Annotated in this window: 16 protein-coding genes; 10 read left to right on the top strand and 6 right to left on the bottom strand. The window is 68.1% G+C overall.

The window, feature by feature from the left end; genetic code table 11:
- The first annotated feature begins 36 nt into the window (after positions 1 to 36).
- Positions 37 to 11028: a type I polyketide synthase gene (locus A5781_RS07475; RefSeq protein ID WP_067203355.1), complete on the top strand. Its 10992-nt coding sequence runs from the start codon at positions 37 to 39 to the stop codon at positions 11026 to 11028.
- Between the two features lie 39 nt (positions 11029 to 11067).
- Here the strand turns inward: A5781_RS07475 and A5781_RS07470 are convergent, their stop codons facing one another.
- From A5781_RS07470 to A5781_RS07460, 3 genes are read right to left on the bottom strand one after another with little or no spacing between them, the layout of a single operon-like run.
- The gene (locus A5781_RS07470) at positions 11068 to 11490 is read right to left on the bottom strand and encodes a PPOX class F420-dependent oxidoreductase (RefSeq protein ID WP_067203352.1); all 423 of its coding nucleotides are present in this window, start codon (positions 11488 to 11490) and stop codon (positions 11068 to 11070) included.
- 3 nt (positions 11491 to 11493) lie between these two features.
- Positions 11494 to 12600: an acyl-CoA dehydrogenase family protein gene (locus A5781_RS07465; protein WP_067203349.1), complete on the bottom strand. Its 1107-nt coding sequence runs from the start codon at positions 12598 to 12600 to the stop codon at positions 11494 to 11496.
- Positions 12601 to 12607: 7 nt separating this feature from the next.
- Complete coding sequence (locus A5781_RS07460; RefSeq protein ID WP_067203347.1) at positions 12608 to 13768, bottom strand: acyl-CoA dehydrogenase family protein; 1161 nt, start codon at positions 13766 to 13768, stop codon at positions 12608 to 12610.
- A gap of 195 nt (positions 13769 to 13963) precedes the next feature.
- Between A5781_RS07460 and A5781_RS07455 the strand changes: the two genes are divergently transcribed.
- From A5781_RS07455 to holA, 3 genes are read left to right on the top strand one after another with little or no spacing between them, the layout of a single operon-like run.
- Positions 13964 to 14815 (top strand): ComEA family DNA-binding protein, encoded by an 852-nt coding sequence (locus A5781_RS07455; RefSeq protein WP_067203345.1) that lies wholly within the window; start codon positions 13964 to 13966, stop codon positions 14813 to 14815.
- Between the two features lie 6 nt (positions 14816 to 14821).
- Positions 14822 to 16411, top strand: a complete 1590-nt coding sequence (locus A5781_RS07450) for a ComEC/Rec2 family competence protein (RefSeq protein WP_067203342.1) — start codon at positions 14822 to 14824, stop codon at positions 16409 to 16411.
- Positions 16412 to 16437: 26 nt separating this feature from the next.
- On the top strand, positions 16438 to 17406 hold the full coding sequence (holA, locus tag A5781_RS07445) for a DNA polymerase III subunit delta (RefSeq protein WP_067203339.1): 969 nt from the start codon (positions 16438 to 16440) through the stop codon (positions 17404 to 17406).
- 9 nt (positions 17407 to 17415) lie between these two features.
- Here the strand turns inward: holA and rpsT are convergent, their stop codons facing one another.
- The gene (gene rpsT / locus A5781_RS07440) at positions 17416 to 17676 is read right to left on the bottom strand and encodes a 30S ribosomal protein S20 (protein ID WP_067203336.1); all 261 of its coding nucleotides are present in this window, start codon (positions 17674 to 17676) and stop codon (positions 17416 to 17418) included.
- Between the two features lie 146 nt (positions 17677 to 17822).
- On the opposite strand from rpsT, the gene A5781_RS07435 reads away from it, so the two are divergent.
- Genes A5781_RS07435 through A5781_RS07420 form a run of 4 tightly spaced genes read left to right on the top strand, consistent with a single transcriptional unit; the run spans position 17823 to position 22012 of the window.
- Positions 17823 to 19496, top strand: a complete 1674-nt coding sequence (locus A5781_RS07435; protein WP_067203334.1) for a circularly permuted type 2 ATP-grasp protein — start codon at positions 17823 to 17825, stop codon at positions 19494 to 19496.
- Positions 19496 to 20473: an alpha-E domain-containing protein gene (locus A5781_RS07430; RefSeq protein ID WP_067203331.1), complete on the top strand. Its 978-nt coding sequence runs from the start codon at positions 19496 to 19498 to the stop codon at positions 20471 to 20473. Before A5781_RS07435 ends, A5781_RS07430 begins: the two co-directional genes overlap by 1 nt.
- Positions 20473 to 21312 (top strand): transglutaminase family protein, encoded by an 840-nt coding sequence (locus A5781_RS07425; protein WP_067203329.1) that lies wholly within the window; start codon positions 20473 to 20475, stop codon positions 21310 to 21312. The genes A5781_RS07430 and A5781_RS07425 overlap by 1 nt, the downstream gene beginning before the upstream one ends.
- A gap of 25 nt (positions 21313 to 21337) precedes the next feature.
- The gene (locus A5781_RS07420) at positions 21338 to 22012 is read left to right on the top strand and encodes a hypothetical protein (RefSeq protein WP_067203327.1); all 675 of its coding nucleotides are present in this window, start codon (positions 21338 to 21340) and stop codon (positions 22010 to 22012) included.
- A gap of 3 nt (positions 22013 to 22015) precedes the next feature.
- Here A5781_RS07420 and A5781_RS07415 read toward each other — a convergent pair whose 3' ends face one another.
- Entirely contained in the window at positions 22016 to 22855 is an 840-nt protein-coding gene (locus tag A5781_RS07415) for a ribonuclease Z (RefSeq protein WP_067203324.1), read from the bottom strand.
- A 192-nt stretch (positions 22856 to 23047) separates the two neighbouring features.
- Between A5781_RS07415 and A5781_RS07410 the strand changes: the two genes are divergently transcribed.
- Complete coding sequence (locus A5781_RS07410) at positions 23048 to 23476, top strand: CBS domain-containing protein (RefSeq protein WP_066952803.1); 429 nt, start codon at positions 23048 to 23050, stop codon at positions 23474 to 23476.
- A gap of 160 nt (positions 23477 to 23636) precedes the next feature.
- Here A5781_RS07410 and A5781_RS07405 read toward each other — a convergent pair whose 3' ends face one another.
- Positions 23637 to 24236, bottom strand: coding sequence for a type II toxin-antitoxin system PemK/MazF family toxin (locus tag A5781_RS07405; RefSeq protein WP_067203321.1), 600 nt, complete (start codon positions 24234 to 24236; stop codon positions 23637 to 23639).
- Between A5781_RS07405 and lepA the strand changes: the two genes are divergently transcribed.
- Positions 24218 to 26212, top strand: coding sequence for a translation elongation factor 4 (gene lepA, locus A5781_RS07400; RefSeq protein WP_156624456.1), 1995 nt, complete (start codon positions 24218 to 24220; stop codon positions 26210 to 26212). The two genes, A5781_RS07405 and lepA, sit on opposite strands and share 19 nt — an antisense overlap.
- Positions 26213 to 26322: the final 110 nt, after the last annotated feature.

Raw genomic sequence — 26322 nt, 5'->3', positions numbered from 1 at the left:
ATCTACCTTCGCGGGTCGATGCGAGAGGACAGATGCATGGCAACCGTCGAAGCTCCAATGGAGAAGCCATCGGGTTTCGCAATAGTCGGCTACGCAGCGCGTGTTCCGGGTGCTGCTGACGCGTCGGAGTTCTGGGACGTGCTGCAGCACGGGCGGGATGCGGTGTCAGAGGTGCCCCCGGACCGGTGGGGTGTCGAGGAATTCTTCGACCCCGATGCCGACGCGCCCGGGAAGATTGTGAGCCGACGGGCGGGCTTCGTCGACGACGCCGTGGGGTTCGACGCGCCGTTCTTCGGGGTGTCGGCGCGTGAGGTGATGCTGATGGACCCGCAGCATCGGCTGTTACTGGAGACGGCATGGCAGGCGGTGGAGCATTCGGGCACGGCCCCAACGGCTTTGGCGAATACCAACACCGGGGTTTTCATTGGTCTGTCCACCCATGACTACCTGGCGATGGTCTCGGATGAGCTGAAGTACGACGCGATCGACGCGTACATGGCGATCGGGACTGCGGCCGCCGCGGCAGCCGGCCGGATCAGTTACCGGTTGGGGTTGCAGGGCCCGGCCGTCACCGTCGATACCGCGTGCAGTTCGTCGTTGGTGGCGGTCCATCAGGCTTGCCAAGCGCTGCGGCTGGGGGAATGTGACGTCGCGCTGGCCGGCGGTGCGAATGTCCTGCTCAGCCCCGCCACCATGATGACCTTTTCGCGGGCACACATGCTCGCGCCGGATGGCCGTTGCAAGACATTCGACGCGGCCGCGGACGGCTACGTGCGCGGTGAAGGTTGCGGTGTCGTCGTCCTGAAACGGCTCGACGACGCGATCCGCGACGGTGACCGGATTCGGGCTGTGGTCCGCGGCAGCGCGGTGAATCAGGACGGCGCATCGGGCGGGTTGACCGTGCCGAACGGTGTCGCCCAGCAGCGCGTCATCGCCGAGGCGCTGAAGCGCGCCGGCGTCTCAGCCCGCGACGTGGGATACCTGGAGGCGCACGGGACCGGGACATCGCTGGGCGACCCGATCGAAGTCCAGGCCGCGGCCGCGGTACTCGGCGAGGGCCGTGATGCGGGCCGGCCGCTGTTGATCGGGTCGGTGAAGACCAATATCGGGCATCTGGAAGCCGCCGCGGGGATCGCCGGGATCATCAAGGTCGTCCTGTCGCTCGAGCACCAGGTATTGCCGAAGCACCTGAACTTCGAGAACCCATCGCCCTACATCCCGTGGGATCGGCTTGCGGTGCGGGTGGTGGACGAGGCCACCAGCTGGGAGCGCAACGGTCGACCCCGGGTTGCGGGGGTCAGTTCGTTCGGGTTCTCCGGGACCAACGCGCACGTCATCCTCGAGGAAGCGCCCCAGCTCGCTGCGTCCGCGGTACCCGTCGCGCAGACCGCGGACGGACGATTCAGCGTGCTGCCGCTGTCGGCACGCACCCCCGCAGCCTTGGCGCAGCTCGCCGATCGATACCGCAGCTGGTTGAGCGCGCGTCCCGAAACCAGCCTGTCAGAGCTGTGCTTCACCGCCGGCGTCGGGCGAGCTCACTTCGAGCACCGCGCCGCGTTGATGGTCAATTCGACGGAGTCCGCCGCCGAGTTGCTCGGGGCGCTCGCCGACGACCGTCCCGCACCGGGTTTGGTGCGGGGAACGTGCGACGACAGGCCGAAGACGGCGTGGTTGTTCCCGGGTCAAGGCAGCCAGTTCGCCGGCATGGCCCGGGAGTTGTTCGAGACCGAACCGGTGTTCGCCGAAACGATGACCCGTTGCGCGGCGGTGGTCGATGGCACGCTCGAAAAGCCAATGCTGGAAGTCATTTTCGACCCCGGCAGCTCCGAAGATCTGCGGCGGACAAACTACGCCCAGCCCGCGTTGTTCGCCGTGGAGATGGGCTTGGCCAGGCTCTGGCAGTCGTGGGGCCTCGAACCCGACGTGGTGCTGGGTCACAGCGTCGGCCAGTATGCCGCCGCATGCGTCGCCGGTGTGTTCAGCCTCGAAGACGGAGCGTTGTTGCTCGCCGAACGCGGCCGCCTCTTCGGCGGTTTGCCGGCAGGCGGTCGGATGGTGGCGGTCTTCGCGGCCGCGGAGCGGGTCGAGGGCTTCACCGACGAGTTCCCGCGGCTCTCGGTGGCCGCCTACAACGGTGCCAATACCGTGCTGTCGGGCCCCGCAGAGGATCTCGACCGGGCGGTGGCCAGCTTGACCACCGACGGTGTTCGGTGCGAGTCGCTGGACACCAGCCACGCGTTCCATTCGGCGCTCCTGGACCCGGCCCTCGATGAATTCGAGTCGTACGCAAGCCGATTCGACTTCCGCTCGCCACAACGGACTTTGGTATGCAACCGCACCGGCGCCGCCCTCGGCCGGAATGCGAAACTCGATGGGCCGTACTGGCGCCGCCACGCGCGCCAGCCGATCGAATTCGCCAAGAGTGTGGCCACCCTGGCCGATCTCAGCTGCGCCATGCTGCTGGAGGTGGGTCCGCAACCGGTGCTCACCGCCGCGGCTTTGCGGGCATGGCCTGACCCGGCGGCGGCGCCGCGGGCGATCGCGTCGTTGCGCCGAACCGGCGGCGACCACCGCCAGATCATCGAAGCCCTTGCCACCGCCTACACCGGCGGTCACCTGCCCGACTTCGGGGCTCTGCAACAGGGGCCGACGCGCAAGCTCGACTTGCCCACCTATCCGTTCCAGCATCGCCGGTACTGGTTCCGGGACAACGACGTTCCGCCCACCCAGACGACCGGGAAAACCGATGCCACGCGCACCGAAGCCGTCCAGCTTCTCGAGGACGGCCGGATCGAGGAACTTGCCGCGCTGATCGACGGTGCGAACCCCAGCCGGCAGACCACCGACGTGCTGACCAGGCTTGCGGCACAACACAACCAACAGCGGGAAAACGAGTCCATTGCGGATGCTCGGTACGAGATCCGTTGGGACAAATCCGATGCCGCGGCCACGCGCGCGGACACCGTCTCCTGGCTGTTGATCGGCGATGACCCCGAAGCGGTCGCACCGTTAGTCGACGCGCTGACCGCTCAGGGTCAGCCGTTCCGGATCGTCGGGCTGCCGGTGTCCGACGCCGACGAGGAGCGGCTCGAATCGACGCTGCGCGCGGCGGCGGCAGAGCAACCGGCGCTACGCATCCTGCATTGCGCGGGTCTCGATCGGGGCAATGCGCCATCGATGCGCTCCTTGTTGCGGATGCAACACCATGTTCTGGGCGGAACGCGTCGACTCTTTCGCGCCGCGGCCGCCGCCGAAATCCGCGCACCCATCTGGCTGATAACCCGTGGCGCGCAACGCGTCACCGCCGCCGACAGCGTACGGCCCGCACAGTCCTGTCTGTGGGGGTTCGGGCGCGCCGCTTCCCTGGAGCATCCGCAGTTGTGGGGCGGCCTGGCTGATCTGTCCGAAGGTACTGCCGACGAGTGGACCCGGTTGATCGGTCAGGTTGTGGCAGTGCCGCGTGGCGAAGACCAAGTCGCGCTGCGAGACGAAGGTGTCTATGTTGCCCGGCTGACCCGGCGCGAAGGGCGGCCGATCGCAACACCGCTCGCCTTGCGTGCTGACGCCACCTATTTGGTGACCGGTGGATTGGGTGCGGTGGGACTGGAAATCGCCGGATACCTGGCCGCGCACGGTGCCGGGCACCTGGTACTGACGGGCCGGCGCTCGCCCAGTGATGCAGCGCAACGGCGCATCGATGCCATGCGCGAACAGTGGGGCTGCCAAACGCAGGTCATCACAGCGGATGTCGCCAATCCACACGACGTTGCCCGCCTGCTGGCCACCGTGCAGGCCGAACTGCCGCCGCTCGCCGGGATCGTCCATGCCGCCGGAGAGATCGGTAACACGCCGCTGCGCCACTTGGACGATGCCGAAGTGGATCGGGTGTTCGCGGGAAAGGTCTGGGGTGCTTGGCATTTGAGCGAAGCTGCCGCGGACCTGCCGCTGGACTTCTTCCTCAGCACCTCCTCGATCGCCTCGGTATGGGGCAGCTTTGGCCAGACCGCCTACGGCGCGGCCAACGCCTTCCTGGACGGATTGTCCTGGCGGCTCCGCGAGCAGGGCATCACTGCGGTGAGCGTCAACTTCGGTCCGTGGACGGCCGGCATGGCCGACGAAGACGCGCGTGCGCGACTGGAGCAACGCGGAGTCCGCACGTTGCCGCCCGCAGACGCGCTGGCCGGAATGGCCGAGCTCATGGTCGCTTCTGCGACGCAAGGGGTGGTGGCTCGGATCGACTGGTCCCGTTTCCTGCCGCTCTATCAGCAGGCGGGCAAGCGGTCCTTCCTCGAAGAGCTCGGACGCGAGGTGCCCGAGTCGGTAACGGCCCCCGAACCTTCCTCTGGGCCCACGCGGTTCGTGGAACAGCTCACCCTCGCCCCAGCGCAGCAGCGGAAGAAACTCCTCGTCGATTACCTGCGCGATGTCGTCGCCGAGGTGACACGGATCGACGCGGCGGAGATTCGCGAGGAGGCCGGATTCTTCGACCTGGGCATGGATTCGCTGATGGCGGTCGAATTGCGCCGCCGCGTGGAGCATGCGGTGGGCAAGGAACTGCCGGCAACCCTGGCGATGGACTATCCGCGCGTCACCGACGTGGCGGAGTACCTGCTCGCCGACGTCCTCGGCCTCACCGCGCAGGCGGGCTCCAAGGCGGCTGCCCAGCCGCCGTCGATGTCGACCGGGTCCGCGGACGAGCCGATCGCGATCGTCGCGGTGGCGTGCCGTTTTCCGGCCTCGCCCGATCCCGAAGCGTATTGGGAGGTCCTGTCCGGCGCTGTTGACGCGATCCGGGAGATCCCGGATGACCGCTTCGAAATCGACGAGTACTACGACCCGGATCCCGAAACACCGGGCAAGATCTACAGCCGCAGCGGCGGATTCCTCGACGGGATCGACCAATTCGATCCGGAGTTCTTCGGTATCTCCCCGCGCGAGGCCTTATGGATGGACCCGCAGCAACGCTTGATGCTGGAGATCGCTTGGGAGGGCCTGGAACGCGCCGGGTATTCCCCTGCCTCCCTGCGCGGTAGCCGAAGCGGCATCTTCGTCGGCGTGGCCGCCAACGAATACTCACACCTGCTGTCGCGGGACTCGGTCGAGAGCATCGAAGCCCACTTCATCACCGGCAACGCGCTCAATGCCATCGCGGGTCGAGTCGCCTTCGCGCTCGGGCTGGAAGGACCGGCCGTGGCGGTGGACACCGCCTGCAGCTCCTCGCTGGTGGCCGTCCATCAGGCTTGCCAGGCGTTGCACTCCGGTGACTGCGATCTGGCGTTGGCCGGCGGGGTGAACGTCTTGCTGAGTGCGGCCTCGATCGTCGCCGCCTCCCGTGCCCGGATGTTGTCGCCGGACGGAAGGTGCAAGACCTTCGACGCCGCCGCCGACGGCTATGTGCGCAGTGAAGGCTGCGGTGTTCTGGTGCTCAAGAGGCTGAGCGATGCGCAGCGCAGTGGCGACCGCATCTGCGCCGTCATCCGGGGCAGCGCGGTCAATCAGGACGGCGCCTCCAGCGGTCTGACGGTGCCCAACGGGGGTGCGCAGCAACGGCTTATCTCCGCGGCGCTGGCCCGTGCCGGTGTTGCCGGTCCAGACATCGATTACCTCGAGGCGCACGGCACTGGTACCTCCCTGGGTGACCCGATCGAGGTGCAGGCCGCCGCGGCCGTCTACGGTGCCGGCCGTGACCCGAACCGGCCGTTGCTCATTGGCTCGGCGAAGACCAACCTCGGCCACCTCGAGTCGGCCGCGGGGGTCGCGGGTTTGATCAAGGTCGTGTTGTCTCTGCAGCACGAGGTTCTGCCGCAGAACCTGCATTTCCAGAATCCCTCGCCGCATATTCCTTGGGACTCGTTGCCGGTGCGGGTGGTCGACAGGGCGATGCCCTGGCAGACCAACGGCAGGCCCCGCCGGGCCGGAGTGAGCTCGTTCGGGTTCACCGGCACGAACGCCCATGTGCTGATCGAGGAGGCGCCGCCGCAAACGGTGGCCGGCGACCCCGCAAACGATGATGCGACGGCGCCGGAGTCGGGCGCCTCGGGTGACCAGATCGCCGTGTTTCCCTTGTCGGCGCGCTCGCCGCAGGCGTTGGCGGCGTTGGCGCAGCGCTACGCCACCTGGCTTGACGCACACCCCGAGGTCGACATCGTCGATGTGTGCTTCACGGCCGGCGTCGGGCGTTCGCATTTCGAACACCGCGCCGCGCTGGTCGTCGATTCCGTCAAGGGCGCCCGCGACGCATTGGCCGAATTGGCCGAGAGCCGGGTGCGACCGGGTGTGGTCCGCGGCGAGTGTGCCGACCCGCCGAAGACGGCGTGGCTGTTCACCGGCCAGGGCAGCCAGTACCCGGGGATGGCTCGCGAATTGTTCGACTCGGAGCCGGTATTCGCCGAAACGGTGACGAGGTGCGCGGAAGCGGTCGAAGGTCTGCTGCCACGTCCGTTGCTGGAAGTGGTGTTCGACACCGACCGGGACAGCGGGGGAGACGCGTTGCGGCACACCTCCTTTGCTCAGCCGGCACTCTTCGCCATCGAGATGGGCCTGGCCCGGTTGTGGCAGTCGTGGGGCATCGAACCCGACGTTGTGCTCGGGCACAGCGTCGGCCAGTATGCCGCGGCGTGCGTGGCCGAAGTGTTCAGCCTCGAGGACGGGGCACGGTTGATGGCCGAACGCGGCCGGCTCTTCGGCAATCTGCCCGAGGGCGGCCGAATGGTGGCGGTGTTCGCCGACGCCGAGCAGGTGGAGGACGCCGCCAAGCAGTTCTCCGGCGTCTCGGTCGCCGCCTACAACGGCCGCAATACGGTGCTGTCGGGTCCGGGTGCCGATCTGGAAGAGATTGTGGCGACCTTCAGCGATGACGGGATCCGCTGCACCTGGCTGGATACCAGCCACGCCTTCCACTCGGAGCTGCTGGAGCCGGCACTCGACGAATTCGAGTCGTATGCGGCGCGGCTGCAGTTCGCCACCCCGACACGGCCGCTGGTTTGCAACCGCACCGGCGCCGTGCTCACGGCGGAAACCGCGCTCGACGCGCAATACTGGCGGCGGCATTCCCGCCAGCCGGTGCAGTTCACCGAGAGCGTCCGCACGCTGGCAGCGCTGGGATGCTCGGTGTTGATGGAGATCGGTCCGCAACCGATTCTGACCGCGGCTGCGGTGCAGGTCTGGCCGGAACACTCGCCGGCACCACGGGCGATCGTCTCCCTGCGCAAGGGCGCGGGCGCCCGGCGCCAGATGGCCGAAGCGCTTTCCGCGGCGTACGTCGCCGGACATCGGCCCGAGTTCGCTGCGCTGCAACGACTCCCACGCCGCAGGCTCGACCTGCCCACCTATCCGTTCCAGCGCCGGCACTTCTGGCCCAAGGCGTCCGGGATCGCGGGCACCGATGCCCAGGGCGGCACGGTATCCGCCATCTTGGGCGCTGAAAAGGACCTCGCCTCGGGTGACGTCGTCTATACCAGCCGGTTGTCCGTCAAGTCCCAGCCGTGGCTGTCCCATCACGTCATTTATGGCACCGTCGTCGTTCCGGGCGCGACCTACGCGGCGATGGCCCTCGCGGCGGTGGGGACGCCGGCTCACGTGCGAGACGTCTTCTTCTATGAGCCGATCATCTTGGCCGACAAGCAATCTCGCGAGGTGCAGCTGACATTGCATCCCTCCGAGGATCGCGGCGGCTGGACCTTCCAAGTGCACAGCCGCCCATATGGCGTCCGCGATGCCGAGTGGGCGCTGAACGCCGATGGCGCCGTCTTCACCGGTGTCGACGAAGAGCCGGCAGTTGATCCGGCGGACCCCGTCGACGCGGCGATCGAGCGGTTGAACCGCACCCGTCCCCAGCAGCTGTTCGACACCTTCGCCGACATGGAGCTGGCGTGGGGTCCCACCTGGTCGACGTGCCTGAAATCGCTGTGGGTGGGCGAAGGTGAGGCGGTCGGCGATGTCGTCGTCGGCGATGAACTCGCCGAACACCTGGGAAGTGAGCCGGTCCATCCGGTGCTGCTGGACCTGTGCACCGGCGTCGCCTTCCCGGCCTTCCCGGCGCTGCTAGCGGCGACCGAACGGGGAGCGGTTCCGGATCTGTTTCTCCCGCTGCGGTACGGGCGGGTGGTGTTGTCGGATCGGATGCCGCGGCGGTTCTATTGCCGCGCGAAGTGGCGTACCGGCGGCGTCGAAAGCGAAACTCAGGTCTTCGATCTCGATTTCGTGGATCGGAATGGCCGTCACCTGGGCGGGATACGCGAGTTCACCGTCAAACGCGCGCCCCGGGAAGCCTTGTTGCGCGGGCTTGGCGGCGACGTTTCCCGGCTGCTGTACACGCTCGGCTGGCATGAGGTGCCGGTGCCGGAGCCGATCAGCGATCCCGGGCCCGGCGAAAAGGCCCACGGCACATGGCTGGTCGCAGGGTTCGACGAGCTGGCGGCCGAGTTGCCGGGTTGTATCCGGTCCGAAGGGGCGATGGGCCGGCGGGGCTGGCAGCAGCTCATCGCGCACGCGCAGGAGAGCGGTGCGCCGGTCACCGGCATCGTTTGGCGCGGCAGGGGCCGACCGAACGCGGAGGAGTCGAGTGACGAATTCGGCGCTCGGCTGGAGGCCGACGTCGACAACCTCCTCGGCGCGATGCGCACCCTGCTGGCCGAAGAGGGAGTGCAACTGCCTGGCGGGCTGTCGATCATCACCGAACGAGCGGTGGCGACCGAACCCGGCGAGCAGGTAGACCCGGTGCAGGCGGCGCTGTGGGGGCTGGGACGTACCGCCATCGCCGAGCAGCCCACGCTGCGCTGCAGGCTGATCGACCACGACGGATCGGAGGCGGCCGCGCACTCGCTAGCGCGCCTACTACGCGCACCGGACGGATCTGTTCAAGAGCCGGAACTGGCGCTGCGGCAAGGAAAGTTCCTGGCATCGAGGCTGGTGCCATGGGTACGTAGCGGTCACCTTGCGGTGCCGCGCGCAGGCGACTATGTCCTGGCGCCGACTGAACGCGGCGCCATCGACAACTTGCGACTCGCCGAGACGGAAGTGCTGTCGCCGGTTGCGGGCCAGGTGCAAGTTCGGGTGGAGGCCGCCGGTCTCAACTTCCGGGATGTGCTCAATGTGCTGGGCCTCTACCCGGGCGATCCGGGGCTGATCGGTGGCGACTTCTCCGGTATCGTCACCGAGTTAGGTTCCGGCGTAACCGGATTCGAGGTCGGCCAGCGCGTCTTTGGCTTCATGCAGGGAGCGTTTGCCAGTCGGATCAATGTTCCCGCTCAATTGCTGGCGCCGGTGCCGCACGGGCTCAGCGCGGTGGCTGCGGCGACCATTCCGGCTGCCGCACTCACGGCCCGGCTCGCGTTCGACTGGGCGCAGCTGAAGCCCGGTGACCGCGTGCTGATTCACGCCGCGAGCGGTGGTGTCGGACTGGCCGCCATTCAAATGGCGCAGCAGCACGGGGCGACCGTCTTCGCCACCGCCAGCGCCTACAAGCGCGCGACCCTGCGCAAGTTGGGCGTCGAGTATGTGTACGACTCGCGCACAACGGATTTCGCCGAACAGATCCTCGCCGACACCGGCGGTGCCGGCGTCGACGTGGTGCTCAACAGCCTGACCAACGAGGGCTTCGTCGAAGCGACCGTGCGGGCCACCGCCCACAACGGTCGCTTCGCCGAGATCGCCAAGCGAGACATCTGGAGTCCGGAGCGAATGGCGGCGGCCCGTCCCGATATCGACTATGAAGTGGTTGCGCTGGACGGGACCATTCTGCAAGACCCAGAGCGCATCCGGCGACTGCTGGCCGAAGTGTCCGACGGGTTGGGCAGCGGCGAGTGGGCACCGCTGTCCGCCGAGATCTACCCGCTGAGCGAGGCCAAAACCGCGTTTCGGCGCATGCAGCAGGCGCGGCATATCGGCAAGATCGTGCTGCAGATGCCGAATCCGCTGCAGCCGCAGGGCGATCGGAGCTATCTGATCACCGGAGGCCTCGGTGCCCTCGGCTTGCACACGGCGTCCTACCTGGCCCAACTCGGTGCCGGTGACATCGTGCTGACCGGCCGCCGCGCACCCGATGCGGCCGCACAACAGACGATCGCCAACATCACTGAGCGCTACCGCTGCCGGATCCACACCCTTGCGGCCGACGTCGGCGACGAGTCCCAGGTCGAGGAGTTGCTGGAGCGGATCCGGGCGGAGCTGCCGCCGCTGGCGGGGGTGGTGCACCTGGCGGGCGTACTCGACGACGCGCTGCTGCCGCAGCAGAGTGTCGAACGCTTCCGGACGGCGCTGCTGCCGAAAGCGCTGGGGGCCTGGAATTTGCACCGATTGACCAGGAAAGACGATCTGGACTTCTTCATCCTCTACTCGTCGATCTCCAGCGTGCTCGGTTCACCCGGCCAGGCCAACTACGCAACCGCCAACGCGCTGCTCGACGGGCTCGTTGCCGAACGCAGAGCGCAAGGCCTGCCCGCGACCAGTGTCAACTTCGGTCCCTGGGCGCAGGGTGGCATGGCCGCTTCGGAGGCGGCGCGAGCCAATCTCGGTGCGCAAGGCCTGGTTTCGATGGAACCCACGGCAGCCCTCAATGCGCTCGGTGAAATCGTCGCCCACGGAACGGGGCAGGCGGCCGTTATCAAAGCCAACTGGCAGCGTGCCGCGAAGATGCTGCGCGGTTCACGCCCACCGATTCTCGACCACTTGCTGCCGAGCGACACGGCGACGACACCCGGCGACAGCGAGCTGCTCGAGAAGCTGCACGAGGTGCCGGAGGCGGAGCGAGTCAGTTTCCTGACGGAATTCCTGCAGCAGGAAGTACAACAATTCCTGCGGCTTGCGCAACCGCCCGCCGCAACCAGCCGCTTCCTCGACCTCGGCACCGATTCACTGATGGCGGTCGAACTCCGTAACCGGTTGTACGGCCAGTTCGGCGGCGCGTTCACCATCAGCGCCACGGCGGTTTTCGACTATCCGACGATCAGCTCGCTCGCCGAGTACCTGGCCAGTCAGGTGCCGGATCTGGCCCCGGAGTCGGTCGAACCCGTCGGCACGCCAGGATGATCCGGGCGGCGAACCGGTTCGGATTCTTCGGCACCGGCGTCAGTCGCTGATGTCGAAACCGGCGATGACCTTGGTCGGGCGCACCCGCACCACAAGTTCGCCGGGCGCGGAGTTGCGGCGGCCGAACTCCTCGGCGCGGTCGGCGCCCATGTATCGGGCGCCAGCTCGGGTGGCGACGTCGAGCACGTCGGCCGGGTCCTCGCTTACCGTCGCCACGCCCTGCACCTGAACGAACGAATACGGCGGGTGAGGATCGTCGACGCAGATCACCACTCGCGGATCGCGTTGCAGGGCACGGCCTTTGGACGTGTCGCGGCCGGTGTTGAACGCCAGCTGGTCCCCGTCGACCACGAACCACACCGGCGCGACAAGCGGCCGACCGTCGCCGGCGACGTAACCGAGCATCCCGGTACGGGTGCCGGCTGACAGGAACTCGACGACTCTGCCGGAGAGCTCGGCCATGCGCTAGAGACGGGCCAGGTCGTAGTCGCCGATGTGGTCGATCAGGTTGTGCAGGTGCTCGCCGGAGGTGCCCAGCGTGTGTTCGATCGCGGTGAGCCGGGCCGCGTAGTGCGCGACCGGATATTCCGCCGTCACACCGATTCCGCCGTGCAGCTGGATCGCCTCCTGCGCGATGTGCCGGCCCGAGCGACCGATCTGCAGCTTGGCCCGCGAGGCGATCACCGGGTCGAAATTGCCGTCGGCGATCGACATCGAGGCGTACAGGCACATGCTGCGCGCCAGTTCCAGCGACACGTACATGTCGGCCGCCCGCTGCGTGAGTGCCTGGAATTTGTTGAGCGTGACGCCGAACTGCTTGCGGGTCTTGAGGTAATCGGTGGTTAGCCGCAGCGCTTCCTCCATCGCCCCGACCGCTTCGGCGCACAGCCCAGCCTGGATGCGGATGACCGCGTCGCGGATGGCCTGCGACGCGTCGACGGCTTCACCCAAAGGTTCCGCCGGTGTGGCCTCGAAGTCGACCTGCGCGCCGCGCTGTCCATCGAAGGTCCGGTACGGGTGACGTGTGACCGCGCTTGCGTCGACCAGGAACAGGCCGGTGCCGCCGTCCGGCAAGGCGGCGCTGACCACCAGGGCGTCTGCGCAGTCGCCGGCGAGCACCGGGTTCTTGCGCCCGCTCAATGTCCACGAATCTCCTTGCCGCACAGCCTTGGTGCCCACGTCCGCGGTCGGCTTGCGGTGACCGGGTTCCAGGTGGGCGAATGCCAGCAGTCGTTGGCCGGCGGCGACGTCGTCGAGTTGTTCCTTCTGGGCTTCGGTGCCCAACTCGGCGATCAGCGCACCCGGTGCCAGCCCGGCGTGCAGGATCGGTTCGGGAGCCAGCCGGCGCCCCGCCTCGACGAGCACGACCATGATCTCGATCTGGCCCGCCTCCTCCGGGTCGAAGCCGAGGCCGAGGATCCCGGTGTCGGCGAGCTGACTCCATACCTCGCGGCTCCAGCCCAGATCGGAGCCGATCACCTTGTTGCGGCTCTCCGGGTCATAGCTGCGTGAGAGCAGTTCGCGGGTCGTGTCGCGCAGCAGGGTTTGCTCGTCGGTCAACTGAAAGTCCATGGCTGCCTCACAATCCCAGAATGGTGGACGCGATGATGTTGCGCTGCACCTCGTTGCTGCCGCCGTAGATCGACGTCTTGCGGTAGTTGAGGTAGTGCGGCGCACTGTGTTGCGCCCAGTCCGGAGACGCGATGCCTTCGCCGTCGGCCGGCAGGGCATCGGGCCCGGCCACCTCGACGAGCAGCTCGGTGGCGATCTGCTGCAATTGGCTGCCGCGCAATTTGAGCACCGACGAAGCCGGATTGGGCTGCCCGTTGGCGGAGTCCGTGACCACCCGCGACTGCGTGAGTTCCAGTGCCAGCAACTCGTTTTCGGCCTCGGCCAGGCGCGCCGCGAACAGGGGATCCTGCAGCACCCCGGTGGCCGCCGCGTGTTTCTTCACCTCGGAGAGTCGCACCTTGGTCCGGCCGACACCGGCGATGCCGGTGCGTTCGTTGCCCAGCAGGAATTTGGCGTACGTCCAGCCCTTATTCTCTTCTCCCACAAGCTGGTTGGCGGGCACCCGGACGTCTTCGAAAAAGATCTCGTTGACCTCGTGGCCGCCGTCGATCGTCTTGATCGGACGCAGCGTGATGCCGGGGGTCTTCATGTCGAACAGCAGAAACGAGATGCCCGCCTGCCGCTTGGGCGCCTGCGGGTCGGTGCGAACCAGGCAGAAGATCCAGTCCGCGTACTGGCCGAGCGTGGTCCACGTCTTCTGCCCGTTGACGACGTAGCTGTCGCCGTCCCGCACCGCGGTGGTGCGCAAGGACGCCAGATCCGAACCGGCCTCGGGCTCGGAGAACCCCTGACACCACCAGATGTCGAGGCTGGCCGTCGGCGGCAGGAAGCGTTGTTTGACTTCCTCCGAACCGAATTCGGCGATCACCGGCCCCACCATCTTGGTGTTGAAGTTCAGCGGCTCCGGGACGCACGCCAGCTGCATCTCGTCGGCCCAGATCTGATGCTGGGTGGCCGTCCAGTCCTTGCCGCCCCACTCGACCGGCCAGTTCGGTACCGCCAGACCGTGCTCGTGCAGGATCTTGTGGCTGGTGACGATGTCCTCGTGGTTCACCTCCGCCGAGCCCCGGCGCACCCGCTCGCGCAGCTCCTCCGGAATCTTGGTGGTGTAGATGGTGCGGAGCTCGTCGCGGAACGCGGCTTCCTCCGGTGTGAGCGCCAGTTGCACGGCGATCTCCTGTCGTCTGGGGGTGAACGTGGCTACCAGCGTCGGAGGGATGCCCGGTTCTGGCGATGCGTTCTTGGTTCCATCTTGACCCATCCCGTACAGCGGTTGTGCACAGCCTCGGTTTAGTCCACAGTCGGGGTCGCGGCCCCGCCGGGCGGGGGCCGATCTGGCGGTCGGCGCACCTACGGTCGGCGCATGCGAACAGAACTTCCCGCCGAGCGTCTGCAGCGGCGACTCGGTGCCGAACCGGACGCCGAGCCCGACGGCGCCGCGTCGACGTCGGCCGGGCAGGCGGTGGACGAGGACCAGAATTCGCTGCTGCCGCGGTGGCTGCCCGATGTGTCGCCGGATAGGGGTTGGGTGGGCAGGCTGCGCGCCGACCCGGGGCGTGCCGGTGCCATCGGGTTGGCGATCGTGGCCGCGCTGGCCGTTCTGGTCACGGTGTTCACGCTGCTGCGCGACCGGCCGGCGCCGGTGATGTCGGCCAAACTGCCGCCGGTCGAGAAGGCGTCGACGGCGAGCCCCAAGTCGTCGGCGAACCCCAGTGCCGGCCCCGACCGGCCAGTGGTGGTGAGCGTGGTGGGCCTGGTGCACAGCCCGGGACTGGTCACCCTGGCGCCCGGGGCGCGCGTCGCCGACGCACTGCAGGCCGCGGGCGGCGCGGTGAACGGCGCGGACACCGTCGGGCTGAACATGGCGCGTCCGCTCGGCGACGGCGAGCAGATCGTCGTCGGGCTTCCGCCCGTCCGCGGGCGGCCGGCGGCGTTGGGAAGCTCGGTGGCCTCCGGTTCCACACCGACGTCCAAGCCGCCGCCACCGCGGACCGGAGCAGGGCCGGGGAAGCCGAAGGCGGGGGAGGTGCTCGACCTCAACACCGCGACCGTGGAGGACTTGGACGCCCTGCCCGGCATCGGGCCGGTCACGGCCGCCGCGATCGTGGCCTGGCGGCAGGCCAACGGCAAATTCACCACCGTCGACCAGCTCGCCGACGTCGACGGCATCGGGCCCGCGCGGTTGGAGAAGTTGCGCGCCCTGGTCCGTGTCTGAACACCGGTGCGGGAATCCGGTCGCGCCGAATCGGGGGCACGCGTTGACGCGCGCCTGGTGCCGGCCGGGCTCACCTGCTGGGTGGTGACCGCCGCCGGGATCTGGTGGCCGATCGGCCGGGTGATCGCGGGGTTCTGTCTTTTGTTGGTTGCCGCCGCCGGCGCGCTGGTGTGGCGCGCCACGTGCCGGCGGGGCGAAACCGGGAGGCACCGGGCCGTCAGCGCCGGCCTGGTCGCGGTCGGCGTCACCGGCGCGGGGTTCGGCTTTGCGGTCGCGCTGCGCGCCGAAGCGGTCGATCACCACCCGATCACGGCGGCGTTCGGGACGGCCGCCCCGGTGACGGTCACCCCCACGGAGAGCCCGGTGTCGTTGGGTCGCGGCCGGCTCATGTTTCGCGCCACGCTGCAGCGCCTGCGCGACGCGCAGATCTCGGGGCGGGTGGTCGTCTTCGCGCGTGCCTCGGAGTTCGAATCGGAAGCCGACGGGTTGATGGTGGGCCGGCCAATGCGGTTCACCGCACGGATCAGCCGCCCGACCCGCCGCGACCTCACCGTCGCTGTGCTCAACGCATCGGGCCACCCGACCCTGGGCACCGCCGGCGCCGTGCACCGGGCGGCGCACACGGTGCGGGGCCGATTCGTCGCCGCGGTTCGCGGCGCGTTGCCCGTCGACCAGGCGGCGATGCTGCCCGCGCTGGTGCTGGGCGACACTTCGGCGGTTCCCGCCGAGACCGACCGGGACTTTCGCGCGGCGGGGATGACGCACCTGATGGCGGTGTCGGGCGCCAACGTGACGATCGTGTGCGCGGCCGTGCTGTTCTCGGCGCGCCTGATCGGTCCCCGGGCGGCCGTCGTCCTCGCCGCCATGACGCTGGTCGCGTTCGTCATTCTCGTGGAACCGACGGCGAGCGTGTTGCGGGCGGCCGTGATGGGTGCCATCGGGCTGGCGGGGTTGCTGTCTTCGCGGCGGCGGCAAGCCATCCCGGCGCTCTGCGCCGCGGTGCTGGTCTTGCTGGCGCTGGCCCCGCAGTTGGCCGTCGACGTGGGCTTCGCGCTGTCGGCGATCGCGACGGCGGCGTTGGTGTTGGTCGCGCCGGTCTGGTCGCGGCGCCTGGCGGGGAGAGGCTGCCCCAAGCCGCTGGCCGACGCCCTGGCGATCGCGGCGGCCGCACATGTCGTGACCGCTCCACTGGTGGCGGGCATCTCCGGGCGGGTCAGCCTGGTGGCAGTGGGCGCCAACATCGCGGCGGCGCCGGTCATCGCGCCGATCACCGTGCTCGGCAGCGTGGCGGCCGTGCTGAGCGTGGTGTGGCCGCCCGGCGCACAAGTGTTGGTCCGTTTCACAGGCCCCGAACTGTGGTGGGTGGTGCGGGTGGCGCAATGGTCGGCGGGCGCGCCCGGGGCAACGCTGCCCGTTCCGTCCGGGGTGCCGGGAGTGGTGCTGGTCGCCGGGGTGACCGCGCTGATCGTCCTGGCGGTCACGAGGCTGCGCGGCCGGCGCTGGTTTGCCGCCGCGGTTGGCCTGGGCGGGTTGACGGCTGCCCTCTGCGCGCTGGCTTGGTGGTTGTCGAAGCTGGTGGATCCCGCGGCGGCGTAGTCGGTCCGTCGTGACACCATCGTGGGGTGACAGAGGTTTCGCCGTTGCACCTGGTCCTGGGAGACGAGGAGCTGCTGGTCGAGCGGGCGGTGGCGGACGTATTGCGGGCGGCGCGCCAGCGGGCCGGGATCGACGACGTTCCGGTCAGCCGCATGCGGGCCGGTGACGTCAGTACCTACGAACTCGCCGAGCTGCTGAGTCCGTCACTGTTCGGTGACGAGCGCATCGTCGTGCTGGAATCCGCCGGCGAAGCCGGCAAGGAGGCGGCCGCGGTGATCGCCTCGGCCGCGGCCGACGTCCCGCTGGGCACGATGCTGGTGGTCGTGCATTCGGGCGGCGGGCGGGCCAAGGCGCTGGCCGCCGAGTTGCAGTCACTGGGCGCCGTTGTGCATCCGTGCGCGCGGATCACCAAGGCCAGCGAGCGAATTGACTTCGTCCGCAAGGAGTTTCGTGTGCTGCGCGTCAAGGTCGACGAGGAGACCGTCACCGCCATGCTGGACGCGGTCGGCTCCGACGTGCGGGAGCTGGCGGCAGCCTGTTCGCAGCTGGTCGCCGACACGGGCGGGGTCGTGAACGCCGCCGCGGTCCGCCGCTATCACAGCGGCAAAGCCGAGGTGAAGGGGTTCGACATCGCGGACAAGGCGGTGGCCGGCGACGTCGCGGGAGCGGCCGAAGCGCTGCGGTGGGCGATGATGCGCGGGGAGCCGCTGGTGGTGCTGGCCGACGCGCTGGCCGAAGCGGTCCACACGATCGGTCGGGTCGGGCCGCTGTCGGGCGATCCCTATCGGCTGGCGTCGCAGCTGGGAATGCCGCCGTGGCGGGTGCAGAAGGCCCAGAAGCAGGCGCGGTATTGGTCGCGCGACAGCGTCGCGGCGGCGATGAAGGTGGTGGCGGCGCTCAACGCCAATGTCAAAGGAGCCGTGGCGGACGCCGACTATGCGCTGGAATCGGCGGTCAGGAAGGTGGCCGAGCTGGCCGCGAACCGGAACCGATGAGCGGGCGGGTCAGATCTTGTTGAGCGCGCGCGCCAGGGCCGACTTCTTGTTGGCCGCCTGATTCTTGTGGATCACGCCCTTGCTGGCCGCTTTGTCCAGCTTGCGGGTGGTCGCGGCCAGCAACTGCGAGGCCTTCTCCTTGTCACCGGCGTGGGCGGCCTCACGGAACGCGCGGACGGCGGTGCGAAGCGACGACTTCACGGACTTATTGCGCAGTCGAGCGCGCTCGTTGGTGCGATTGCGCTTCTGCTGCGACTTGATGTTGGCCACGCTTCTAGTTCCTTCTCCGCTTCGACGTTTGTTGGGGGCGCCGGATATCACCACAGCGACTGCCCAGGTTATCAGTCGGTTACGTTTTCTCCCAAAACGGGAACCCGTGGCCTGCCATAACGTCAATTTGAGGCAGCATCTAAAAAGTGAGTCTTCCGAGCCAGCTCGAGGAAACCGGGCGGGGGTTGCGCGCCGCGCGTGCCGAGCGCATTTTCGGCGGCTACAACACGTCCTCAGACATCTATTCGATGGCATTTGACGAGATGTTCGACGCCCACGGCACCGTTCGGGGTCCCTATAAGGGCATCTACGCCGAGCTCGCGCCGTCGGACGCCTCGGACCTGAAGGCCCGCGCCGAAGCGCTGGGTCGCGCGTTCATCGACCAGGGCATCACGTTCTCGCTGTCGGGTCAGGAGCGGCCTTTTCCGCTCGATCTGGTTCCGCGGGTCATCTCGGCCGCCGAGTGGAGCCGGTTGGAGCGCGGCATCATCCAGCGCGTCAAGGCGCTCGAGATGTATCTCGACGACATCTACGGCGATCAGGAGATCCTGAACGACGACATCATCCCGCGCCGCCTGATCACTTCCTGCGAGCATTTCCACCGCGAGGCGATGGGCATCGTCCCACCCAATGGCGTCCGCATCCACGTCGCCGGCATCGACCTGATCCGCGACGAGAAGGGCAGCTTCCGGGTCCTCGAGGACAACCTGCGCTCGCCCTCCGGGGTGTCGTATGTCATGGAGAACCGGCGGACCATGGCGCGGGTTTTCCCGAATCTGTTCGCCACCCACCGGGTGCGTGCAGTCGACGATTACGCGTCGCACCTACTGCGCGCCTTGCGCAATTCCGCGGCCACCAACGAGGCCGACCCGACCGTGGTGGTGCTCACTCCCGGGGTGTACAACTCGGCCTACTTCGAGCACTCGCTGCTGGCCCGCCAGATGGGGGTCGAGCTGGTCGAGGGTCGCGACCTGTTCTGCCGCGACAACCAGGTCTACATGCGCACCACGGAGGGGGAGGTGCAGGTCGACGTCATCTACCGGCGCATCGACGACGCCTTCTTGGACCCGCTACAGTTCCGCGCCGACTCGGTCCTGGGGGTGGCCGGCCTGGTCAACGCCGCGCGCGCCGGCAACGTGGTCGTCTCGAGCGCCATCGGCAACGGTGTGGGCGACGACAAGCTCGTCTACACCTATGTGCCGACGATGATCGAGTACTACCTGGGGGAGAAGCCGCTGCTGGCCAACGTCGAGACCTACCGGTGCTGGCTCGATGACGAACGCGAAGAGGTGCTGGACCGGATCGACGAATTGGTCCTCAAGCCGGTCGAGGGGTCCGGCGGTTACGGCATCGTGTTCGGGCCGGAAGCCTCCGAGAAGGAGTTGGCCACCGTCGCCAAGAAGGTTCGCGACGACCCGCGCAGCTGGATCGCCCAGCCGATGATGGAGCTGTCGACCGTGCCGACACAGATCGGGAACACGCTGGCGCCCCGGTATGTCGACCTGCGGCCGTTCGCGGTCAACGACGGCGACGACGTCTGGGTGTTGCCCGGCGGGCTGACCCGGGTGGCCCTGGTCGAGGGCTCGCGGGTGGTCAACTCGAGCCAGGGCGGTGGCTCGAAGGACACCTGGGTGCTGGCGTCGCGGACCTCGGGCGGTGACCATGAGCTCGGCGCGGCGGAAGTCGTGCGCTCGCTGCCGGAGTCGATGTCCGACCCGGTGCTGGACGGCGCGCAGCGTTTCTCGCAGACCCAGACGCAACCCACGGAATCGCCCCAGGAACAGCAGCTTCAGCAGCAAGAGCGGCGGGCGAAGCGCTGATGCTGGCCCGTAACGCGGAGGCGCTGTTCTGGATCGGTCGCTATGTCGAACGGGCCGACGACACCGCCCGCATCCTCGATGTGGTGCTGCACCAACTGCTCGAGGAATCCAGCGTCGACCCGGACCAGGCGTCTCGGTTGCTGCTGCGCGTGCTCGGCATCGATCCCCCCAGCTACGACCTCGACGTCTGGTCGCTGACCGACCTGGTGGCCTTCAGCACCAACGCTGCGGGTGGTTCTTCGATCGTCGACGCCGTCACGGCGGCGCGGGAAAACGCGAAGTCGGCGCGCGAGGTGACGTCCAGCGAGATCTGGGAGTGCCTCAACACCACCTACCACGCCCTGGCCGAGCGCGAGCGCGCCGCGAAACGCCTTGGGCCCCATGAATTCCTGTCCTACATCGAGGGCCGGGCGGCGATGTTCGCGGGCCTGGCCGACTCGACACTGTCCCGCGACGACGGATACCGCTTCATGGTGCTGGGCCGCGCGATCGAGCGGGTGGACATGACGGTGCGGCTGTTGCTTTCGCGAGTGGGGGACAGCGCTTCGTCCCCGGCGTGGGTCACGCTGTTGCGTTCGGCGGGTGCGCATGACACCTACCTGCGCACCTACCGTGGCGTGCTGGACGCCGGGCGGGTGGTCGAATTCATGCTGCTGGACCGGTTGTTCCCGCGTTCGGTGTTCTATTCGCTGCGGCTCGCCGAACACAACCTCGACGAATTGCTGCACTCTCGGCAGAGCCGGATCGGGGCAACCGGGGAGGCGCAGCGGCTGCTCGGGCAGGCCCGAAGCGAACTCGAATTCGTGCAACCCGGTGTACTGCTGGAGTCCCTGGAGACGCGCCTGGGGGGCCTGCAGCGAACCTGCCACGATGTCGGAGAAGCGTTGTCGGTGCAGTACTTTCACGTCACCCCGTGGGTGGCGTGGTCGGATGCCGGGGATCGCGGCCGCCTGGTCAGCAGGAAAGGGGACGGCTGATGTGGCGGCTGCGGGTGGTGCACACCACCGGGTACGCCTACCAGTCGGCGGTGACCGCGTCCTACAACGAAGCCCGGTTGACCCCACGGTCGAACACCAGGCAAAACGTCATCCTCAATCGCGTCGAAACGATCCCCGCGACCCGGTCCTATCGCTATATCGACTATTGGGGCACCGCCGTAACGGCATTCGATCTGCACGCGCCGCACACCGACCTCACGGTGACGTCGTCGTCGGTGGTCGAGACCGAGCAGCCGGAACCGCCGGTGAGCGAAGTCGACTGGGGTGAGCTCAAGTCCGAGGCGGTGATCGATCGGTTCGACGAACTGCTTCGCCCCACCGGGCACACCCCGGCGAGCAAGAAGGTTGCGTCCGTGGCCAAGAAGATCGCCAAGTCGCACCAGCCCGCCGAGGCCGTCGCCGCCGCCGGCGACTGGGTGCGCGGTGAGCTGGAATATCTCCCGGGAACCACCAGCGTGCACTCGTCGGGGCTGGACGCGTTGAACGCGGGCAGGGGTGTCTGCCAGGACTTCGTGCACTTGTCGCTGATGTTGTTGCGGGCCATGGGGATTCCCGCGTACTACGTGTCGGGTTACCTGCATCCGAAGCGCGACGCCGTCGTCGGGGACACCGTGGACGGGCGCAGCCACGCGTGGATTCAGGCGTGGACGGGCGGCTGGTGGAGTTACGACCCCACCCACGGAACCGAGATCTCGGAGCAATACGTCGGCGTGGGCGCCGGCCGCGACTACACCGACGTCCCTCCCCTGAAAGGCATTTACTCCGGTCAGGGGGCGACCGATCTCGACGTCGTCGTGGAGGTCACCCGGCTGGCTTAGCCGGCGCGGGCATAGCGTTCACGCCATGAACGACACTGCGTCTCACCGTGGTTGCCCGTGGTTGCTGCTGCTGTCCGTGCTGTGTGTCGCGGTGCTCTTCGGTGGGATCGCCGTCGGGGTCGCCCTGGGCGGTGTGATGCCGTTGCCATACGGCCCGGTGGCCGCGGTGGTGGCCTACGTCCGTGCGGAGCCGGTCGCCGTGCGCGTCATCGCCGTGGCGACGTTTGCGGCGTCGGTGCCGTTGGCGGCCTACGCGGCGACGGTCAGCGTCCGGCTGCGCCGGCTCGGCGCCGCCGGGCCGGGGGCCGCGATCGCGCTCACGGGAGGCGTCGTGGCTGCCGGCGCGCTGGGGCTGTGCGGCTTGCTGGCCTGGCCGCTGTCGCGGCCCGAAGTCGCCGCGGACGCGACGTTGGTCCGCGCGTTGTACCTATTGGTCTTTCTGGTCGGCGGCCCGGGGCACATCGTGGCCCTGGGCCTGCTGGTCGCCGGGATCGCGGGACCCGGCCTGAGCCGGGGTTTGCTGCCGAGCCCGGTGGCCTGGGCCGGCCTGGTGATCGCCGCCCTCGCCGAAGCGGCGACGGCGGTGTTGGTCTGGCCGGACCTGGGCGTGACCCTGCCGGTTGCCAGGGTGTTGGCGCTGTCCTGGCTGGTGCTGGCCGGGGCGCTGCTGCCGTTGCGCCGCAACGGCATTGGAGAATGACCGTTACGGCGCGTTGATTTCGACGCGATGCAGGTCGTCGCCGAGCTCGATCCGCCCGTCGAACGCCGAAGCCGCCAGGGCCCGCCACTGCTCTTCTTGGCCCGGCACCAGCGCGGGCACGTAGTGCGTCATGACGAGGGTGCCCACCCCCGCGCGGGCCGCGGTTGCCGCCGCCTCCTCGACCGACGAGTGGTAATCACAGATGTCCTGGAGCCGCTGTTGCGGGATGTTGCCGACGATGTCCTTACGGATCACGGTGTGCACCAGAGCGCCGGCGCCGGCCGCCAGCTGGTCGAGGCCGGCGCAGGGCACCGTGTCCCCGGCGAGCACCACCGACGCCGTGCCATAGTCGATGCGGAACCCGATGGTCGGGGTCACCGGTCGGTGATCGGTCGGTGCCACCCGGATCGACACGCCGTCGCGGTCCCACACCGCCCCCTCGGTGTACTCGTGGACCTCGACCGACGGTGGCGCGTTGAGGTCGGCGTGGTGGGCGAGCCGGTACTCGATGTCGTGGCGGAACGCGTGCAGCGTCGCCTCGACGGTCTCCGCGGTCCCGGGCGGTCCGATGATCGGCAGCGGCGTGGGATCCGGCGCGAAGGTGCTGATCCAGCGGGTGATCAGGAGGTCGCCGAGGTCTCCGATGTGGTCGCTGTGCAGATGGGTGATCAGCAGCGCCGTCAATCCGGCGGCGCCCACGCCCACCGCCGCCGCGCGCTGCAACACCCCACGCCCGCAGTCCACCAGAAACACCTGCCCGCCGGCCCGCACCAGAGTCGACGGGCCGGCCCGGTTCGGGTCCGGGATCGGGCTCCCGGTTCCCAGCAGCGTGATCTCGATCATGGCCCCTATCTTGCAAGCCGCGCCCCTGTCCAGTGGCCCAATCCGGCGATCCGACCGATCGAGCGCCCAGTTTTCGAACGGCGACGTCAGGGTATGGACACGGATCGGCTACCGGTTCTCGTCGGGCTTTTGCGCCGCACGAGTTAGCCGTAGCCTGTTGTGAAGCGGATCACAACCAGCTGGAGGCCTTTGATGCGGATTGCAGACGTCTTGCGGAACAAGGGCGCGGCGGTGGTGACCATCAACCCCGAGGCGACGGTGAAAGAGCTGCTCGCCGGCCTCGCCGAGCAGAACATCGGCGCCATGGTGGTCGTCGGCGACGAGGGCGTCGTCGGCATCGTCTCCGAGCGCGACGTCGTGCGCGAGCTGCACACCCATGGCGCCAGCGTGCTGTCGCGCCCGATCTCGAAGATCATGACCACCACCGTCGCCACCTGCACGAAAGCCGACACAGTCGACTCCCTGAGCGTGCTGATGACCAAGAACCGGGTGCGCCATGTGCCCGTGTTGGACGGCAAGAAGCTGATCGGAATCGTGAGCATCGGCGACGTGGTGAAGACCCGGATGGAAGAGCTCGAGGCCGAGCAGCAGCAGCTGCAGTCCTACATCACGCAAGGCTGACTGCCCGGCTCGCCCCCTCGCCGCTTAGCGGCTGGGGCGCCCCCACGTCACGCCGTTCCACGCCGCGCATCGTCGCCGGGCGGGGCTGACTGCGTCTTCGCCGAGCGTGCGTTCGGCGCGGAGATGCGGGCGTTTTTCGCACTGGTTACACGCTGGGCGACTAGCTCCAGGAGTAGTCCGCGCGCAGCCGCTCGGCCACCACTTCGAAGATCTCGCGGTCCAGGATCGCGCCCTCGCGGCGAATGCTCTCCTCGGGAACGTCGAGCACCCGGTCCAACCGAACCCAGCTAGGCCTGCCCTCGTAATCCCATGCGCCGGAACCGATTCCGATCCAGTCCCGGTCCTCGGCGTGGCGCTCCTGGCTGGACACCATCAACCCCAGTAGGACGCGGCGGTCACGACCGACCACGAGCACGGGCCGGTCCTTACCCTGGGTCGGGTCGTCCTCGTAAACCACCCACGTCCAGACGATCTCGCCGGGATCGGCCCGGCCGTCGAGGTCGGGGGCGTAGACCAGCTTGCGCGCGCGCTGCGTGGTCGGGAAGCTTGTGCTGGTCACCGGGCGCCCCGCGGTGACCGCGGGCGGTTGCGGCGCGGCGGCGGCGATGACGTTCGCGGTGATCTTCACGGCGTGCTGCAGTTCGCGCAGCACGGTCTGCGAGTTCTGCACGTGCCGGGCCAGCCGCGGGGCCCGATCGAAGACCAGGTTTTCCGCGAACCGCTGGAACGTCTTCCACTGGGATTTGCGGGCCGACGCCATATTCGCAGCATAGACGCGGGCGCGCGGGTGCGATTGTGTCCAAGTATGTCTCGGGCACCCTGCCTAGATACCCTGGACATACCAATGAGCCGACGTTCAAGCGGCCGCGAGCGTGTCCAGACCAGGAGATTCCCATCAGCAGTTTCGCCGACAAGACCTTCACCGCGCCGGCGCAGATTCGGAACTTCTGCATCATCGCCCACATCGATCACGGCAAGTCCACGCTGGCGGACCGGATGCTTCAGCTCACCGGCGTCGTCGACGAGCGGATGATGCGGGCCCAGTACCTGGACCGCATGGACATCGAGCGGGAGCGCGGGATCACCATCAAGGCGCAGAACGTCCGGCTGCCCTGGAAAGTGGGGGACGAAGATTACGTCCTGCACCTGATCGACACCCCCGGCCACGTCGACTTCACCTACGAGGTGTCGCGGGCGCTGGAAGCCTGTGAGGGCGCGGTGCTGCTGGTCGACGCGGCCCAGGGCATCGAGGCGCAGACGCTGGCCAACCTGTACCTGGCCCTGGATCGGGATTTGACCATTATCCCGGTGCTCAACAAGATCGACCTGCCCGCGGCCGACCCGGACCGCTACGCCGGCGAGCTCGCACACATCATCGGCTGCGAGCCGGACGACGTGCTGCGCGTGTCCGGCAAAACCGGCGAGGGCGTGGCTCACCTTCTCGACGAGGTGGTCCGGCTGGTGCCGCATCCGAAAGGCGACGCCGACGCGCCCACCCGCGCGATGATCTTCGACTCCGTCTACGACATCTACCGCGGTGTGGTGACCTACGTCCGGGTGATGGACGGCAAGATCGTCCCGCGGGAGCGCATCTTGATGATGTCCACCGGCGCCACCCACGAATTGCTCGAAGTGGGCATCGTCTCGCCCGAACCCAAGGCCAGCGACGGCCTGGGAGTGGGCGAGGTTGGCTACCTGATCACCGGTGTGAAGGACGTCCGCCAGTCCAAGGTCGGCGACACGGTGACGACGGCCCGGCACGGCGCCACCGAGGCCCTCACGGGGTATCGCGAGCCCAAGCCCATGGTGTACTCGGGCCTGTATCCGGTGGACGGCTCCGATTACCCGGATCTGCGCGACGCCCTGGACAGGCTGCAGCTCAACGACGCGGCCCTGACCTACGAGCCGGAAACGTCGGTGGCGCTGGGCTTCGGGTTCCGGTGCGGCTTTCTTGGCCTGCTGCACATGGAGATCACCCGCGAACGCCTGGAGCGCGAGTTCAACCTGGATCTGATCTCCACCTCGCCGAACGTCGTCTACCGGGTCATCAAAGAGGACAACAGCGAGATCGTGGTGACCAACCCGTCGGACTGGCCGGAAGGCAAGGTGCGCACGGTGTACGAGCCGGTCGTCAAGACCACCATCATCGCGCCCAGCGAGTTCATCGGCACCATCATGGAGCTGTGCCAATCGCGCCGCGGCGAGTTGGGCGGCATGGACTACCTGTCACCCGAACGGGTGGAACTGCGCTACACGATGCCGCTCGGCGAGATCATCTTCGACTTCTTCGACTCGCTGAAGTCGCGCACCCGCGGCTACGCCAGCCTCGACTACGAGGAGGCCGGCGAGCAGGAGGCCCAACTGGTCAAGGTCGACATCCTGCTGCAGGGCGAGGCCGTCGACGCGTTCTCTGCGATCGTGCACAAGGACGGGGCTTCGGCGTACGGCAACAAGATGACCACCAAGCTGAAAGAGCTCATTCCGCGCCAGCAGTTCGAGGTGCCGGTGCAGGCGGCCATCGGATCGAAAATCATTGCGCGCGAGAATATTCGGGCGATCCGCAAAGACGTGCTATCGAAATGCTACGGCGGAGACATCACCCGCAAACGCAAACTGCTGGAAAAGCAGAAGGAGGGCAAGAAGCGGATGAAGACCATCGGCCGGGTGGACGTGCCGCAGGAAGCCTTCGTCGCGGCATTGTCCACCGACGCCGCGGGGGACAAGGGCAAGAAGTAGTCGTGATGCTGATGCGAGCCATTGGCGTTGTCGGTCTCAGCCTGCTCGGCACGGGATGCGTCACGACAGTGGCCGGAACCCCCACGCGCACTGGCCCCCTCGGTGGAGCC

It is taken from the genome of Mycobacterium sp. 852002-30065_SCH5024008 (genome assembly GCF_001665645.1).
GTDB classification, from domain to species: domain Bacteria; phylum Actinomycetota; class Actinomycetes; order Mycobacteriales; family Mycobacteriaceae; genus Mycobacterium; species Mycobacterium paraffinicum.
Note: the sequence above shows the minus strand (reverse complement) of the source record. Positions and strands in the feature narration are given on the sequence as shown.

Bases quoted from the DNA above. Each gene is read 5' to 3' on its own strand.
- A5781_RS07475 (WP_067203355.1), top strand. From the start codon at position 37: ATGGCAACCGTCGAAGCTCCAATGGAGAAGCCATCGGGTTTCGCAATA.
- A5781_RS07470 (WP_067203352.1), bottom strand. From the start codon at position 11,490: ATGGCCGAGCTCTCCGGCAGAGTCGTCGAGTTCCTGTCAGCCGGCACC.
- A5781_RS07465 (WP_067203349.1), bottom strand. From the start codon at position 12,600: ATGGACTTTCAGTTGACCGACGAGCAAACCCTGCTGCGCGACACGACC.
- A5781_RS07455 (WP_067203345.1), top strand. From the start codon at position 13,964: ATGCGAACAGAACTTCCCGCCGAGCGTCTGCAGCGGCGACTCGGTGCC.
- A5781_RS07430 (WP_067203331.1), top strand. From the start codon at position 19,496: ATGCTGGCCCGTAACGCGGAGGCGCTGTTCTGGATCGGTCGCTATGTC.
- A5781_RS07425 (WP_067203329.1), top strand. From the start codon at position 20,473: ATGTGGCGGCTGCGGGTGGTGCACACCACCGGGTACGCCTACCAGTCG.
- A5781_RS07420 (WP_067203327.1), top strand. From the start codon at position 21,338: ATGAACGACACTGCGTCTCACCGTGGTTGCCCGTGGTTGCTGCTGCTG.
- A5781_RS07415 (WP_067203324.1), bottom strand. From the start codon at position 22,855: ATGATCGAGATCACGCTGCTGGGAACCGGGAGCCCGATCCCGGACCCG.
- A5781_RS07410 (WP_066952803.1), top strand. From the start codon at position 23,048: ATGCGGATTGCAGACGTCTTGCGGAACAAGGGCGCGGCGGTGGTGACC.
- A5781_RS07405 (WP_067203321.1), bottom strand. From the start codon at position 24,236: ATGGCGTCGGCCCGCAAATCCCAGTGGAAGACGTTCCAGCGGTTCGCG.